This is a genomic window from Salinispora oceanensis (assembly GCF_000383575.1).
Lineage (GTDB): Bacteria > Actinomycetota > Actinomycetes > Mycobacteriales > Micromonosporaceae > Micromonospora > Micromonospora oceanensis.
In genome coordinates this window covers 1419875-1434710 of record NZ_KB911579.1, presented here as the reverse complement: position 1 = coordinate 1434710, position 14836 = coordinate 1419875, and the positions used below count along the sequence as shown (strand labels likewise).

Annotated in this window: 15 protein-coding genes and 1 pseudogene; 12 read left to right on the top strand and 4 right to left on the bottom strand. The window is 70.4% G+C overall.

Annotated elements, in window-relative coordinates; genetic code table 11:
- The first annotated feature begins 99 nt into the window (after positions 1-99).
- From hemL to ccsB, 6 genes are read left to right on the top strand one after another with little or no spacing between them, the layout of a single operon-like run.
- Entirely contained in the window at positions 100-1437 is a 1338-nt protein-coding gene (gene hemL / locus SALPAC4_RS0106545) for a glutamate-1-semialdehyde 2,1-aminomutase (protein WP_018731194.1), read from the top strand.
- Positions 1437-2090: a histidine phosphatase family protein gene (locus tag SALPAC4_RS0106540; protein WP_019869633.1), complete on the top strand. Its 654-nt coding sequence runs from the start codon at positions 1437-1439 to the stop codon at positions 2088-2090. The genes hemL and SALPAC4_RS0106540 overlap by 1 nt, the downstream gene beginning before the upstream one ends.
- Positions 2090-2665, top strand: coding sequence for a TlpA family protein disulfide reductase (locus tag SALPAC4_RS0106535; protein WP_019869632.1), 576 nt, complete (start codon positions 2090-2092; stop codon positions 2663-2665). Before SALPAC4_RS0106540 ends, SALPAC4_RS0106535 begins: the two co-directional genes overlap by 1 nt.
- Positions 2665-3522 carry a cytochrome c biogenesis CcdA family protein gene (locus SALPAC4_RS0106530; protein WP_018731197.1) on the top strand — a complete coding sequence of 286 codons (858 nt, stop codon included), beginning with the start codon at positions 2665-2667 and terminating at the stop codon, positions 3520-3522. Before SALPAC4_RS0106535 ends, SALPAC4_RS0106530 begins: the two co-directional genes overlap by 1 nt.
- Positions 3522-5159, top strand: coding sequence for a cytochrome c biogenesis protein ResB (resB, locus tag SALPAC4_RS0106525; protein WP_019869631.1), 1638 nt, complete (start codon positions 3522-3524; stop codon positions 5157-5159). Before SALPAC4_RS0106530 ends, resB begins: the two co-directional genes overlap by 1 nt.
- Entirely contained in the window at positions 5159-6151 is a 993-nt protein-coding gene (gene ccsB, locus SALPAC4_RS0106520; RefSeq protein WP_019869630.1) for a c-type cytochrome biogenesis protein CcsB, read from the top strand. Before resB ends, ccsB begins: the two co-directional genes overlap by 1 nt.
- 35 nt (positions 6152-6186) lie before the next feature.
- On the opposite strand, the gene SALPAC4_RS0106515 is transcribed toward ccsB, so the two are convergent.
- Positions 6187-6663, bottom strand: a complete 477-nt coding sequence (locus tag SALPAC4_RS0106515) for a MarR family winged helix-turn-helix transcriptional regulator (RefSeq protein ID WP_019869629.1) — start codon at positions 6661-6663, stop codon at positions 6187-6189.
- Between the two features lie 63 nt (positions 6664-6726).
- Between SALPAC4_RS0106515 and SALPAC4_RS0106510 the strand changes: the two genes are divergently transcribed.
- The 4 genes from SALPAC4_RS0106510 (at position 6727) to SALPAC4_RS0106495 (ending at position 10463) form a co-directional block, all read left to right on the top strand.
- Entirely contained in the window at positions 6727-7287 is a 561-nt protein-coding gene (locus tag SALPAC4_RS0106510; protein ID WP_019869628.1) for a carboxymuconolactone decarboxylase family protein, read from the top strand.
- A gap of 81 nt (positions 7288-7368) precedes the next feature.
- On the top strand, positions 7369-8829 hold the full coding sequence (locus SALPAC4_RS0106505) for a menaquinone biosynthesis decarboxylase (RefSeq protein ID WP_019869627.1): 1461 nt from the start codon (positions 7369-7371) through the stop codon (positions 8827-8829).
- Complete coding sequence (gene mqnP / locus SALPAC4_RS0106500) at positions 8829-9779, top strand: menaquinone biosynthesis prenyltransferase MqnP (protein WP_019869626.1); 951 nt, start codon at positions 8829-8831, stop codon at positions 9777-9779. Before SALPAC4_RS0106505 ends, mqnP begins: the two co-directional genes overlap by 1 nt.
- 54 nt (positions 9780-9833) lie before the next feature.
- Positions 9834-10463: a UbiX family flavin prenyltransferase gene (locus SALPAC4_RS0106495; protein WP_018734939.1), complete on the top strand. Its 630-nt coding sequence runs from the start codon at positions 9834-9836 to the stop codon at positions 10461-10463.
- Between the two features lie 50 nt (positions 10464-10513).
- Here SALPAC4_RS0106495 and SALPAC4_RS0106490 read toward each other — a convergent pair whose 3' ends face one another.
- A complete protein-coding gene (locus tag SALPAC4_RS0106490) occupies positions 10514-10786 on the bottom strand; it encodes a BldC family transcriptional regulator (protein WP_019869625.1) in 273 nt (90 codons plus the stop codon).
- Positions 10787-11056: 270 nt separating this feature from the next.
- Here SALPAC4_RS0106490 and SALPAC4_RS0106485 point away from each other — a divergent pair, with 270 nt between their 5' ends.
- Together SALPAC4_RS0106485 and SALPAC4_RS0106480 are read left to right on the top strand one after the other, a co-directional pair.
- Complete coding sequence (locus tag SALPAC4_RS0106485) at positions 11057-11515, top strand: Lrp/AsnC family transcriptional regulator (protein ID WP_018217205.1); 459 nt, start codon at positions 11057-11059, stop codon at positions 11513-11515.
- Between the two features lie 178 nt (positions 11516-11693).
- Entirely contained in the window at positions 11694-12794 is a 1101-nt protein-coding gene (locus SALPAC4_RS0106480) for an L-cysteine desulfhydrase Cds1 (protein WP_018741137.1), read from the top strand.
- Between the two features lie 37 nt (positions 12795-12831).
- On the opposite strand, the gene SALPAC4_RS0106475 is transcribed toward SALPAC4_RS0106480, so the two are convergent.
- The gene (locus SALPAC4_RS0106475; protein ID WP_019869624.1) at positions 12832-14217 is read right to left on the bottom strand and encodes a DEAD/DEAH box helicase; all 1386 of its coding nucleotides are present in this window, start codon (positions 14215-14217) and stop codon (positions 12832-12834) included.
- Positions 14218-14414: 197 nt separating this feature from the next.
- Positions 14415-14836, bottom strand: a pseudogene (locus SALPAC4_RS28265) (hypothetical protein); the annotation flags it as partial.

The window sequence follows — 14836 nt, the reverse complement described above, 5'->3', positions numbered from 1 at the left end:
CGGCGAGCTGCCCCGGCCGTCGGCCCGGGTGAGACTGGTAACCCGGAGCCCCGGGGTGCCTGCCGGTCTGCCGGCCGACGCTGACACAATGGCGGCATCGTGACCGACGTTTTCCCTGCCGGACCCGGCCGCTACCCGGCCGCCGCGCCGGCCTCCGAGGCCCTGTTCGACCGCGCCTGCGCCCTCGTGCCCGGCGGGGTGAACTCCCCTGTCCGCGCGTTCCGTGCCGTCGGTGGCACCCCGCGCTTCATCGTCCGGGGGGAGGGGCCGTGGCTCTACGACGCCGACGGGCGGCGCTACGTCGACCTGGTCTGCTCGTGGGGCCCCATGATCCTCGGGCACGCCCACCCCGCGGTGGTGGAGGCCCTTCGCTCCGCCGCTGCGCTCGGCACCAGCTTCGGCGCCCCCACCCCGGGTGAGGTGGAGCTGGCGGCGGAGATCGTCAACCGTGCGCCCGTCGAGCAGGTACGGCTGGTCAACTCGGGGACCGAGGCGACCATGTCGGCGATCCGGCTGGCCCGGGGCTACACCGGTCGTAGCCGGATCATCAAGTTCGCGGGCTGCTACCACGGTCATTCGGACGCGTTGCTCGCCGCCGCCGGTTCCGGCGTCGCCACCCTCGGCCTGCCCGATTCGCCGGGCGTGACCGGCGCGGCGGCCGGGGACACGATTGTGCTGCCGTACAACGACCTCGCCGCTGTCGAAGCGGTTTTCGCCGCCGAGGGTCCGCAGATCGCCGCGGTGATCACCGAGTCCGCCGCCGGTAACATGGGCGTGGTCGCGCCCCGCGACGACTTCAACCAGCGACTCGCCGCTCTCGCCCATGCCAACGGTGCGCTGCTGATCGTTGACGAGGTCATGACCGGCTTCCGGGTCTCCCGCGCCGGGTGGCATGGCCTCGATCCCTGCGCCGCCGACCTCTGGACCTACGGCAAGGTCATGGGGGGCGGCCTGCCCGCCGCTGCCTTCGGCGGGCGAGCGGAGATCATGTCCCAGCTGGCTCCGGCCGGTCCGGTCTACCAGGCCGGCACCCTCTCCGGTAACCCGCTCGCCTGCGCCGCCGGGCTCGCCACGCTGCGGCTCGCCGACGACGCCCTCTATCGTCGGCTGGACGAGACGGCGGCCGTCGTGGGCCGGCTCGCCAGCGAGGCGCTCGCCGCTGAAGGAGTGCCGCACCGGCTGTCCTCCGCCGGCAACATGTTCTCAATCTTCTTCACCGACGCCGACGTCTTCGACTACGCCTCCGCGAGTGCCCAGCAGGTGCCCGCGTTCAAGGCGTTCTTCCACGCGATGCTGGCGGCCGGCGTCTACCTGCCGCCGAGCGCCTTCGAGTCGTGGTTCGTCTCGGCGGCGATCGACGATGCCGCCCTGGAGCAGATCGCCGCGGCGCTGCCAGCGGCGGCGGCAGCTGCAGCCGCGGCAGGTCACGGGGGGTAGTGACGGTGAGTAAGACTGTGGTCCACGTGCTGCGGCACGGTGAGGTGCACAACCCGGAGGGCATCCTGTACGGGCGGCTGCCGGGCTTCCGCCTGTCGGAGTTGGGCGTGCAGATGGCGAAGGCCGCCGCGCAGGGCCTCGCCGAGCGGGAGGTGGTGCACGTCGTCGCCAGTCCGCTGGAGCGTGCCCAGCAGACCGCCGAGCCGATCGCCGCGCAGTTCGGGCTCCCGATCGGGGTGGACGAGCGGTTGATCGAGAGCGCCAACTGGTTCGAGGGCAAGAAGGTCTCGCCGGGTGACGGTTCGTTCCGCGACCCGCGCAACTGGTGGGTGTTGCGGGACCCGGTCACCCCCTCCTGGGGCGAGGCGTACCGCGCCATCGCGGAGCGAATGTTCGCCGCCCTGCAGACCGCCCGGGAGGCTGCGCAGGGGCGGGAGGCGGTGCTCGTCTCCCACCAGCTGCCGATCTGGACGCTGCGTCGGTTTGTCGAGCGTAAGCGCCTCTGGCACGACCCGCGTAAGCGGCAGTGCGGGCTGGCCAGCCTCACCACCTTTCACTTCGAGGGGTCGAAGGTGGTCGGGATCGGCTACAGCGAGCCAGCCGCCCACCTGATCGCGATCTCACCGACGGCTCGGACGGCCAAGGGCGCCTGATGACTGTCCGGAGGTGGTCTGCCAGCCTGCTCGCCACCATGGTCGCGGTGGTGCTCGGCGCCTGTGCCACCCCGGACTGGGGGAAGGCCTGCGACACCAACTCCGACGGCGTGATCGAGTGTGCCCCCGATCAGCGTTCCGCCGCGCCCGAGCTCGCCGGCGAGTTGCTCGCCGGGGGCAGCTACGACGTGACGCAGGATCGTGGGCAGGTCGTGGTGGTCAATTTCTGGGGCTCGTGGTGCGCGCCCTGCCGGGCGGAAGCCGATGACCTGGAAGCCACCTACCAGGCCACCAAGAGCTCGGGGGTGACCTTCCTCGGCATCAACGTGCAGGACAGCCGGGACAAGGCGATCGCTTTTGAGGAGGGCCGGGTCACCTACCCGAGCATCTTCGATCCCGGCAGCCGACTGGCGTTGGAGCTGGAGATCCCGCCGAACACCATCCCGGCGACGGTCGTGCTGGACCGGGACGGACGGATCGCGGCGGTGATCCGGGCCGCCGTCAAGCAGGAGGGGCTCCAACCGATCGTCGAGCGGGTCGCCGCGGAGTCGCCCGCCTCGACCGGCGACCACTGATGGGCGAGACGTTCCGGGAGATCGCGCAGTCGGGTCCCCTGCTGCTCGCCATCGGTACGGCGGCGCTGGCCGGGCTGGTCAGCTTTCTGTCGCCGTGCGTCCTGCCGCTGATGCCCGGCTACCTCTCCTACGTGACCGGCTTGGCCGGCGCCGACCTGGAAGGCCGGGGAGCGGGCAAAGACTCCCGAGGCGCGCCGCCGGTGGCCGGGGGAGACCCGGGTGCCGCCGCCGGGGCGGTCGCGGTGCGGGAGCGGACCGCCCGGGTCGTGACCGCGGCCGTCAAGGGCCGGGTGCTCGCCGGCACGCTGCTGTTCATCGCCGGCTTCACCGCCGTCTTCACCGCCACCGCGGTCCTGGTCACCACGGTCGGCCAGGTCTTCTTCGCCTACGAGCGGACGCTGGAGATCGTCATCGGCGGCGTGGTGGTGCTGCTCGGACTGGGTTACCTCGGCGTGGTACCGGGGCTGCAGCGCGAGCTGCGCATCCAACGGCTGCCGGCTGCCGGGCTGCTCGGCGCGCCCGTGCTCGGCGCGGTCTTCGCGCTCAGCTGGCTGCCCTGCACCGGTCCGACCCTCGGCGCGGTGATGGGCATGGCCCTCGTCGAGGGGCAGACCAACCGGGCGGTCGTGCTGGCCGTGGCGTACTGCCTCGGGCTGGGGATACCGTTTATCGTCTTCGGGCTGGGGTTCAACCGCCTGCTCGGGGTCTTCCAGACGGTGCGTCGCAACAGCCGGTGGGTCACCCGGATCGGTGGTGGGTTGCTGATCCTGATCGGCCTCGCGCTTGTCACCGGTGGTTGGACCAGCTTCGTCACCCTGCTGCAGACCACCTTCGGGACGGGCCAGGTAAGCATCTGATGACGGTCACCGACGACCGGCCGGCGCCGCCGGCCGAGACTCCCCGGCGCCGCCCCAACCCGGTACTGGCGCTGCTGCGCAACTCGTGGCGGCAGCTCACCAGCATGCGTACGGCGCTGGTGCTGCTCTTCCTGCTGGCGATCGCCGCGATTCCCGGGTCGGTTCTGCCGCAGCGCGGCGTCAACCCCGAGGATGTCCGGGACTACTTCGTCGCGTACCCCGATCTGGCGCCGGTGCTGGACCGGCTCGGTGCCTTCGACGCGTTCAGCTCGGTCTGGTTCTCCGCCATCTATCTGCTGCTCTTCACCTCGCTGGTCGGTTGCATCACGCCCCGGCTGCGTGACCACGTCCGCGCCCTGCGGTCCCGGCCCCCGGCGGCACCGAAGCGGCTGGACCGGTTGCCCCAGCACACCGTCTTCGCGGCCCCGGCCGGTGGCGCGCCGGAGATCGCCGCCGTGCTGCGTCGGCACCGCTGGCGGGTGGAGGTACGCGGCGACGAGGTATCTGCCGAGAAGGGCTACCTGAAGGAGACCGGTAACCTGCTCTTCCACGCCTCAATGGTGGTGGTGCTCATCGGCGTGGCCATCGGCTCCTGGTATGGCTGGAGTGGTAATCGGGTCCTGGTCGCCGGTGCGGACAACGCCTTCTGTAACACGCAGCAGCAGTACGCCGAGACATCGTTCGGCCCCCAGGTGGGCAGCGCCGATCTGCCCCGGTTCTGCCTGCAGCTGGATGACTTCGAGGCGAGGTTCCTCGAGTCCAACGGCCAGCCGGAGTTCTTCAACGCGAAGGTGACCGTGGACGAGAACGGCGGCGCCCCCCGCCCGGCGGAGTTCTCGGTGAACTCCCCGCTGCGGCTGGACGGGGCGAACGTCTACCTGCTCGGCCACGGGTACGCCCCGGTGGTTCGTTACACCGATCGCTTCGGGCGGAGTCAGACCAGCCCGAATCCCTTCCTGACCACCGGGGACATCGGCTTGACCGGGGAGGGGCTGGCGGCCTTCCCGGACGCGAACGTGGACCCGGAGACCGGTGAGCGGGACCCGGAGCTTCAGCTGGCCTTCACCGGCCTGTACCTGCCCACCGCCCCGCAGGAGGGCCCGTTCGTTCGGTCCGAGTTCCCGACCGAGCGCAATCCGATGCTTAATCTCGTCGCGTACCGGGGCAATCTGGGCCTGGATGCCGGTATCCCCGGCTCGGTGTACGAGCTGGATCAGCGGCAGGTCGACGCCGGCCGGGTCAAGGAGATCGGCACCAAGCTCCTCCAGGTTGGTGAGGTCTGGACCCTGGACGACGGCACCACGCTGGAGTTCCTGGGCACCGAGCCGTACATCGTGCTGTCCGTGCGGTACGACCCTGGCTCGACGCTGCTGCTGGTCAGCTCCGGCACGCTGCTGCTGGGCCTGATGGGCTCGCTCTTCGGCCGCCGCCGGCGGGTCTTCTTCCGGGTGCGCCCGGCTGACCCCGCGGGTGAATCTTCGACGCCCGGTAGTAGTTTGGTCGATGCCGGTGGTCTGCCGCGCGTTGACCATCCCGGCTTCGCCGACGAGTTCACCCGGCTCGTGACGGCGGTCAGCGGAGCCGGGCGGCGGGCCGATCCTGATGGTCCGGCCGGAGCGCGAGTAGGAGCCGAGTGATGTCCGTACTCTCCGACCAGCTGGTGACCTTCTCGATCCTGGCCTACCTGGTGGCGATGGTTGTGCACGCCGTCGAGTACGCGCTGGGCAACGCCCGCGTCCGGGTCGGCCCGCCCGCCCGCGAGCTGGTCGGCGCCGGGGTCGGGGCGGCCGGCGGTGCGGGTTCCGGGCCGGAGCCGGCCGACGGTGCTGCCACCGCCGCCCAGCGGACCGCTGCCCAGCGGACCGCCGCTCGCGCCCGGATGGCTGGTCTGGGCGCGGTCGCGGTGACCGTGCTGGCCGCCCTGCTACACCTCGGTGCGCTGATCGCCCGCGGGGTCGCGGCCGACCGGATGCCCTGGGGCAACATGTACGAGTTCGTCCTGACGGTCTCCTTCATCGGGGTCGCCAGTTGGTTCGTCGTGCTCTGGAAGCGTCCCACGCTGCGCCGGCTCGGGCTGTTCCTGACGCTGGTGATGGTGCTCCTGGTGGCCACCGCCGAGCTGCTGCTCTACACCCCGATCGTGCCATTGGTGCCGGCGCTCAACTCGTACTGGTTCATCATCCACGTCGCCACGATCGTCTTCAGCTCCGGCATCTTCCTGCTCGGCGTGGTCCCGGCGGGCGCCTTCCTGATGCGGGCCGGCTACGAGCAGGGCCGGCGCAGCTTCCCCTACTTGTTGGCGAAGCGCATGCCGGCCGCGGCGGCCCTGGAGCGGCTGACCTTCGTGCTGCACGCGTTCTCGTTTCCGATCTTCACCTTCGCGGTGATCGCTGGCGCGATCTGGGCCGAGGCGGCGTGGGGTCGTGCGTGGGGCTGGGACCCGAAGGAGACCTGGGCGTTCATCTCCTGGGTGGTGTACGCCGGCTACCTGCACGCCCGGGCCACCCCGAGCGTCAAACGGAACGTGGCCAGCTGGCTCGCGATACTGGGTTTCCTCACCGTGATGATGAACCTCTTCGGGGTGAACCTCTTCTTCGAGGGGCTGCACTCCTACGGCGGCCTCGACTGATCTCGTAAGCGGTGACGGCTCGGTTCTGGCGGCGACTAGCCGGCGAACCAGCCCGGCCCGTCGAGCCGCAGCCAGTTGTTCGGCGTGACCGCCCGCAGATCGTTCTCCAAGGCTGCCACCCGTTCCGCACCGAGGTTGTCGGCCCAACGCTGTCGCAGTTCATTGAGGATGATCGCCGATCGGCGTAGTCCGTCGACTCCGTGTGGGGTCAGCCGGATCAGTTTTCTTCTGGCGTCGCGGGAGTCGTCGGCGCGTTCGAGATAGCCGAGGGCTACCAAGCGGTCCACCGTCTTGCCGGCTGCCTGCTTGGAGACACCCAGTTGCTGGCCTAGTTGGGAGGCGGTGGTGCCGTTGGGCCCGACGGCTTGGAGCGCGAAACCGTGTATCGGGCGTAGGTCGGGGTGCCCCTGTTGAGCCAGCTCGGCGTGCAGGTCATCGATGAGCGTACGGAATCCGGCCAGAAGCAGCAGGGGGAGCAGGAAGCCGGGCCGTTCCGGATCATCCGTTGTCATGTTCGACAACCTGGTTTACGGTTTGGTCAACCACGTTGACTATCGTACGCGAGGAGAACCGACGTGTCGCACCCCGCCTTCACCCCCCACACCCTCGACACCGCGCCCGCGGCCGCCCGGGCAACCATGGCCGGTGTCCACCGCGCCCTCGGCCACCTGCCCGGTGCCGTTGGTCTGATGGCCGAATCCCCGGAGCTGCTCAACGGGTTCCTGACCGTTAACCGCAGCTACCAGAGCTGTGGGTTGACCGCGGTTGAGCGGGAGGTGGTCGTGCTGACCGTCGCCACCCGCAACGAGTGTCACCTCTGCGTCGCCATGCACACGGCCATCCTGACCGAGAGTGGCGCCGCGCCCGAGCTGATCAGCGCATTGCGGGCCGGTACCCGGCTACCCGACGGCCGGCTGGAGGCGCTCCGGTGCTTCGCCCAGGCGGTGCTCGACCGTCAGGGCGCGGTGCCCGACGCGGAGCTCTCCGCCTTCCTGGCGGCCGGCTACCAGTCCCGGCACGCCCTCGACGTGGTGCTCGGGGTGGGGGCTTACACCATCTCCACCTTCGCCAACCGGCTCACCCGCGCGTCGCTCGACCCGCCGGTGGCCCAGTACGCCTGGCAGCCGGCACCCTGACGCCGAGCCGCCCCTTGATCAACGCCTGCTGCCGTACCCCGGCTGGGGTGGTGGGCCGGGCGGTGGGGGAGACTTGCGGGTATGGCGGCTCGTGGCTTTCCGTACTCCGATCTGAAGGACTTCCTCGCGGCGCTGGAGCGCGCGGGTGAGCTACGGCGGGTGGAGGTCCCGGTCGATCCGTCGCTGGAGTTGAGCGAGATCGTCAGCCGGACGGTCCGCGCCGGGGGCCCGGCGCTGGTGTTCGAGCAGCCGACCCGGGGCGAGATGCCGGTGGCGATCAACCTGTTCGGCACCGAGAAGCGGATGGCGATGGCGCTCGGCGTCGAGTCGCTGGACGAGATCGGGGCGCGGATCGGTGCGCTGGTACGACCGGAGCTGCCGGTCGGCTGGAGCGGTATCCGGGAGGGCCTCGGCAAGGTCATGCAGCTCAAGTCGGTGCCGCCGCGCAAGGTGAAGACGGCCCCCTGCCAGCAGGTGGTGTACCGGGGCGACGACGTCGATCTGAACCGGCTGCCCGGCCTGCAGGTGTGGCCCGGTGACGGTGGGGTCTTCCACAACTACGGGTTGACCCACACCAAGCATCCTGAGACCGGCGCGCGCAACCTCGGCCTCTACCGGCTGCAGCAGCACAGCCGGAACACGCTGGGCATGCACTGGCAGATCCACAAGGACTCCACCGCCCACCACGCGGTCGCGGAGCGGCTCGGCCAGCGGCTGCCGGTCGCCATCGCCATCGGCTGCGACCCGGTGATCTCGTACGCCGCGAGCGCCCCGCTTCCCGGCGACATCGACGAGTACCTGTTCGCGGGCTTCCTGCGGGGGGAACGGGTCGAGATGGTCGACTGCCTGACCGTGCCACTCCAGGTGCCGGCGCACGCCCAGGTGGTGCTCGAGGGCTACCTGGAGCCCGGTGAGCGGCTGCCCGAGGGGCCGTTCGGGGACCACACCGGCTACTACACCCCGGTCGAGCCGTTCCCGGTCCTGCACGTCGAGACGATGACCATGCAGCGCAACCCGGTCTACCACTCGATCGTCACCTCGAAGCCGCCGCAGGAGGACCACGGCCTGGGCAAGGCCACCGAGCGGATCTTCCAGCCGCTGCTCAAGCTGCTCATCCCGGACATCGTCGACTACGACCTGCCGGCCGCCGGGGTCTTCCACAACTGCGCGATCGTGTCGATCCGGAAGCGCTACCCGAAGCACGCGCAGAAGGTGATGAGTGCGATCTGGGGCGCGCACCTGATGTCGATGACCAAGCTGATCGTGATCGTGGACGAGGACTGCGACGTGCACGACTACAACGAGGTCGCGTTCCGGGCCTTCGGCAACGTGGACTACGCCCGGGACCTGCTGCTCACCGAGGGGCCGGTGGATCACCTGGACCACGCCTCGTACCAGCAGTTCTGGGGCGGTAAGGCCGGCGTCGACGCCACCCGCAAGCTGCCCAGCGAGGGCTACACCCGGGGCTGGCCCGAGGAGATGACCATGTCCCCCGAGGTGGTGTCGCTGGTCGACAAGCGCTGGAAGGAGTACGGCATCTGATGTCCGGTTCCTCCGATCCGCGGGATCTCGCCGTCTCGGCCCGCGCCGCATCGGCCAGCTCGGACCCGCGCGGGCGGCTCCGAGCGTTTCTCGACCTCGTGGCGATCGAGCACTCCGTCTTCGCGCTGCCCTTCGCCTACGTCTCCGCCCTGACCGCGATGCAGGTCAACGGCGGTCAGGTGCGCTGGCTCGACCTGTTACTGATCACAGTGGCGATGGTCGGGGCGCGGACGTTCGCGATGGCCGCCAACCGGATCCTGGACCGGCGGATCGACGCGCTGAATCCGCGCACCGCCAACCGGGAACTGGTGACCGGGGCGGTGAGCCTGCGTACGGCGTGGGCCGGCGCGGGCATCGCCCTGGCGGTCTTCCTGATCGCCGCCGCGCTGCTCAACCCCCTCTGCCTGGTGCTGGCGCCGCTCGCGGTCGTACCGCTGGTCGGCTACCCGTACGCGAAGCGGTTCACCAACTGGCCGCACGCGGTCCTGGCGGTGGCGCAGGCGGTCGGCCCGGTCGGTGCGTGGCTCGCGGTGACCGGCACCTTCGCCGGCTCCGGGCCGGCCTGGCTGCTCGGGGTGGCGGTCGGGCTGTGGATCGGCGGGTTCGACCTGATCTACGCCTGTCAGGACGCCGAGGTGGACCGGGAGATCGGCGTGCACAGCGTTCCGGCCCGGTACGGGCTGCGGTTCGCGCTGCACGCCTCCACCGTCGCGCATGTGGTGACCTTCGTGCTCTTCGTCTGGTTCGGCGCCCTGGTCGGCTTCGGCTGGCTGTGGTGGATCGGGCTGGCGCTGACCGCGGTGGCCTTCGCCTACCAACATCTGGTGGTGAGCCCGACCGACCTGAGCCGGGTCAACCGGGCCTTCTTCACCGCGAACGGCTTCGTCGGCATAGCACTCTTCGGCTTCGCCCTGCTTGACCTGGTGGTACGCCTCGGGCTGCGGCCCTGACCCCGGACCGGGGGCGCCCGTGGGTGGTCGAGGGCGACCAGGCAGGCTGGGACCATGCGTGAACCATGGGTGGTCGGTGTCTCCGGGGCCTCCGGCACGCCGTACGCGGCTGCTGTCCTGCGGGGGTTGCTCGACGCGGGCGAGGCCGTTGATCTGATCGTGTCCCGGGCGGCCCGGCTGACCATCCTGGACGAGACCGGGCGGTCGTTCCGGGACGGGCACTGGGCGGAGGATCTCGCCGCCTGGCTGGGGTGCGACCTGAGCGGAGCAGATCTCCGGCACTGGCCGGCCGGCGATCTCGCCGCCGGGCCGAGTAGCGGCTCCTATCGGGTGCGTGGGATGGCGGTCGTCCCGGCGAGTACGGCAGCCTGTGCCGGGATCTCCATCGGGCTCTCCAAGGACCTGTTGCAACGCGCCGCCGAGGTCAACCTCAAGGAGCGCCGCCCGGTGGTCGTGGTACCCCGGGAGACGCCGGTGACCCGGAGCCACCTGGAGCATCTGATCGCGTTGCACGACGCTGGCGCGGTGGTGCTCCCCGCCAGCCCCGGTTTCTACGGGGCGGGAGCGGCGGCCTCCGCCGCCCAGCTGGTCGACTTCGTCGCTGGGAAGGTGCTGGACGCCCTGGGTGTGCCGCATACGCTCTTTCGCCGCTGGGCGGGTGAGTTGGGAGCGGGGCGCTCCTGAGCCGGCCGTTGCGGCGCGGCGCGGGCGGCGATCACCCGATGGCCACCACCTCAGTACATCCCGGCGTTGGCCGGACCCGGTCCGGGGCCGGTCGGGGCGGCGGGACCAGTGTCGCTCGGTCGCTCTGCCTCCTCCGCCTCGTCCAACATCCCCTCGCCCTCGAGCAGGGCCCGAACTTCGGATTCCCGAAATCGGCGATGCCCGCCCGGAGTCCGGATGCTGCCTATCCGGCCAGCCGCCGCCCACCTGGTCACAGTCTTCGGATCAACCCGAAACAGCGCGGCAACCTCACCCGGTGTCAGCAGGCGATCTCCAGTGTCCACAGCCCCCTCCTCGCATCGACGAAGCCCCCGGCTGAACACACTGCCCCCGGCGGTGCGAGCCCAGAGCCGTCATGAGGGACGTATGGCAATTACAGCACCGGCGACCGGTCGTGTCCGCCAAACGCGAGAAAAGCACTGATCAGGAGGTTAGGCAATGGTACCCGCAGCTGTGCCCTGTTGCGGTTGGTTCGTCAACAATGGCAGGGCGCGGGGTCGACCATCGGGACCCGACACCCGAGGGCGGGTCAGTGCTACTAGGGTCTACAGTCCGTGGACGCGATCGACCTGAACCTCATCGAACTGCTGCGGGGCAACGCCCGCCTCTCGTACGCCGAGCTTGCCCGCCAGGTGGGCCTCTCGGCACCGGCAGTGCATGAGCGGGTCGGCAAGCTGGAGTCCAGCGGAGTTATCCGTGCCTACCGAGCCGAGATCGAGCCGGAGAGCATCGGGCTGGGCGTGACCGCCCTGATCGAGATCATTGAGGAGTCCGCCGCGGACACCGACGACGTGCTGGAGTCGTTCCGCGCCATTCCGGAGATTGAGTCCTGCTACTTCATGGCCGGCGTGGAGTCGTTCCTGCTCAAGGCGAGGGTCGGCACCATCGGGGAGTTGGAGGCGCTGATCGTACGGTTGAACCGTACTCCCGGTGTCGCGTCTACCCGTACCGGGATCGCCCTGTCGACCAAGTGGGAGAACCGCCCTCAGCCCGTCGGTACGCCGCCGGCCTGACCTGGCTGGCGCTCCGGAGGCCTGGCCCGGCTGGCGCTCCGCCGGCCCGGGTAGAGAGGGTCAATCCGGCGCACGGGTCCGGGGCTGATCCGGCCCTCGGAGTCCGGTCGACCCGCCTTGTGGAGTTCGGTCACTGCGCGTGGGCCAGGATCAGGCCGCGCCAGCCCGGCTTGCTAGGTTGCTGGGCGTGACTCATCTGGACCGGTGTGACGAGGCGATCCGGGGGTGGGTGACCGAGGCGATTGCTGCCGTTGAGGCGGACGCCAACCGGTCCGCCGACACCCATCTGTTGCCGTTCCCCCTGCCCCGGCAGTGGGGCATCGACCTCTACCTCAAGGACGAGTCGGTGCACCCGACCGGCTCCCTGAAGCACCGGCTGGCCCGCTCCCTGTTCCTCTACGGACTCTGCAACGGGTGGATTGGCCCCGGCACCACGATCGTGGAGGCCTCCTCGGGATCGACGGCGGTCTCCGAGGCGTACTTCGCCCGGATGCTGGGGCTGCCGTTTATCGCGGTGATGCCGGCGTCCACCTCGCCGGAGAAGATCGCGAAGATCGAGTTCCAGGAGGGGCGCTGCCACCTGGTGGACGACCCGGCCAAGGTGGTCATCGAAGCACGGTGGCTGGCCGAGGACACGGGCGGCCACTTCATGGACCAGTTCACGTACGCCGAGCGGGCCACCGACTGGCGGGGCAACAACAACATCGCCGAGTCGATCTTTTCGCAGCTCGCGTTGGAGCGGCACCCGGTGCCGGCGTGGGTCGTGGTCGGGGCCGGCACCGGCGGGACCAGCGCCACCATCGGCCGGTACACGCGCTTCCGTCGGCTGCCCACGAAGCTCTGCGTGGTGGACCCGGAGAACTCCGCGTTCTATCCGGCCTGGCAGACCTCCGACTGGTCGGTGTGCACCGGCCGTGGCTCGCGAATCGAGGGCATTGGGCGACCGACGGTGGAGGCCTCCTTCCTGCCGTCGGTGGTGGACCGAATGGTGCAGGTGCCCGACGCCGCCTCGTTGGCCGCGATGCGGGCCGGCTCCGCGGTGCTCGGCCGCCGGGTCGGTGGCTCGACCGGCACCAACCTCTGGGGTGCCTTCGGCCTGATCGCCGGCCTGCTCGCGGAGGGGAAGACCGGCTCGGTGGCCACCCTGATCTGCGACGCCGGGGACCGCTACGCCGACACCTACTACGCCGACGACTGGGTGGCCGCCCAGGGGCTCGATCTCGCCCCACATCTGGCGACCATCGAGCGCTTTCTGGCCACCGGCGCCTGGCCGGCCTGAGGGGCGCCCTCAGGCCGGGCCAGGAGGCACGGCCTGCTCAGTGGGTGCCCGCGGCCGGCCGTCCGCCGAAACGTCGATCTCCCGACCGCCGCTCCGACCGGCCTTCCGCCGGTCGGCTCGGATGGCGGCGATCACCGGAACGCCCCGACTCGCCGCGGCGGTGCCGGTCCGGGAACCGGCGAGCCCCGTCAGGTCGGCCCGCCCGTCGGCGTGGCTCGGGCTCGTCCGGAACGGGTACGCCACTCGGTTCCCGTGCTCCGGTCAGCTCGGCCAGCGCTGGATCGCCGGCTCGCACCCGGGTCTGTGCCGGGGCCACGCCCGCCTTCTCCAGCATCGCGAGGGTGCTGCGACGTTGTTTCGGTAGCGCCAGGGTCGCCACCGCCCCGGTCTCGCCGGCCCGTGCGGTTCGCCCTGCCCGGTGTAGGTAGTCCTTCGGATCCTTCGGCGGGTCAACGTGTAGCACCAGCGAGACGCCGTCAACGTGGATACCGCGGGCGGCGACGTCGGTGGCGACCAGGACATTCGTCCGGCCTTCCCGAAACTCGGCCAGGGTGCGGGTGCGCATCCGTTGGGTCTTGCCGCCGTGTAGGCCGCCGGCGCGCACCCCGACCTCCGCGAGCTGCCCCACCAGCCGGTCCACGCCGAGTTGGGTCCGGGCGAAGACCATCGTCCGCCCCTCCCGGGCCGCGATCGACGCGACGACCGAGAACTTGTCGTGCGGCGGGATCAGCAGCAGGTGATGATCCATCGTCGCCACCGCTGCCGTCGGTGGCGCCGTCGAGTGGGTGACCGGGTCGGTCATGAAGCGCCGCACCAGCGCGTCCACGTCTCGGTCCAGGGTGGCCGAGAAGAGGAGCCGCTGCGCGTCGGCGGGGGTCTTCGCCAGAAGCTCGGTGACCTCGGGCAGGAAGCCCATGTCGGCCATCTGGTCCGCCTCGTCCAGCACGGTTACCTCAATGTCATCGAGGCGACAGATGCCCCGCTCAATGAGGTCAGCGAGCCGGCCGGGTGTGGCCACCAGCACCTCGACGCCACGTCGTAGGGCACTGATCTGCCGGTCGTACGGCACTCCGCCGACCGCGGTCCGCAGGAATACCCCGATCGCCCGGCCCAGCGGGAACAGGGCGTCGCTGACCTGCATAGCCAGCTCCCGAGTCGGCACCAGCACGAGCGCGCGGGGGTGCCGAGGGCGGGCCCGTTCCCCGGCGGCCAGCCGGGCGAGCAGGGGGAGGCCGAACGCCAGCGTCTTTCCGGAGCCGGTCTGGCCGCGGCCGAGGACATCTCGGCCGGCGAGCGCATCCGGCATGGTGGCGCGTTGGATCTCGAACGGAGTGGTGATTCCCTGCCGGGCCAACGCCCGGACCAGGGGTTGCGGCAGGCCGAGCGCGGCGAAGTCGACGAGTTCGGGGACGGACGGGGGCATGCCAGGGTCGATCGACGTGGTCAAGAATGGCCTTTCGAGTGGGGCGCATCTTCGCGATGGCCGCCACGACGGAATGCCGCCGGATTACCCGCAAGATCGCCCATGGGCGCGCTACGGGGCACGCCAGGTCAGTTTCCGCGCCAGTGTACGGCGCTTCCCCACCGCGCCGTACACCCGCCGTTGCACAGTGGGCAGGCTCACCCGCTCGACAGGCTCTCGAACGCCCCGTCCAGCGCACTGTTGGCGATGAGGACGGCCACCACACCGATCGCCACCAGCAGGGCGAGCGAGGCGGCCAGGGCGACCAGCACGCGCGTATTGCTGGAACGTTGCTCGTTCGATGCCTCCGTCCGGCCCTGGGCGAGGATGTGCCCGGTCAGGGAGCCCGAGTTCTCCACCGGATTGACCGGGAAAGCGATGGTGGACAGGCCCGACCCGTCGCCGTAGAGGCTGCTCAGGTCACCCTCCTGCGGGATTTGGCGCCCCGTGCCCGGCCGCTGCTGGTGACCGGGTGTTCGGATTACCTGGGTGCTTTCGGATGAGGCCGTGGGTGGGTGTTGGTGGCCGGGGCCTCGGATTACCTGGGTGCTTTCGGATGAGGCTGTGGGTGGGTGTTGGT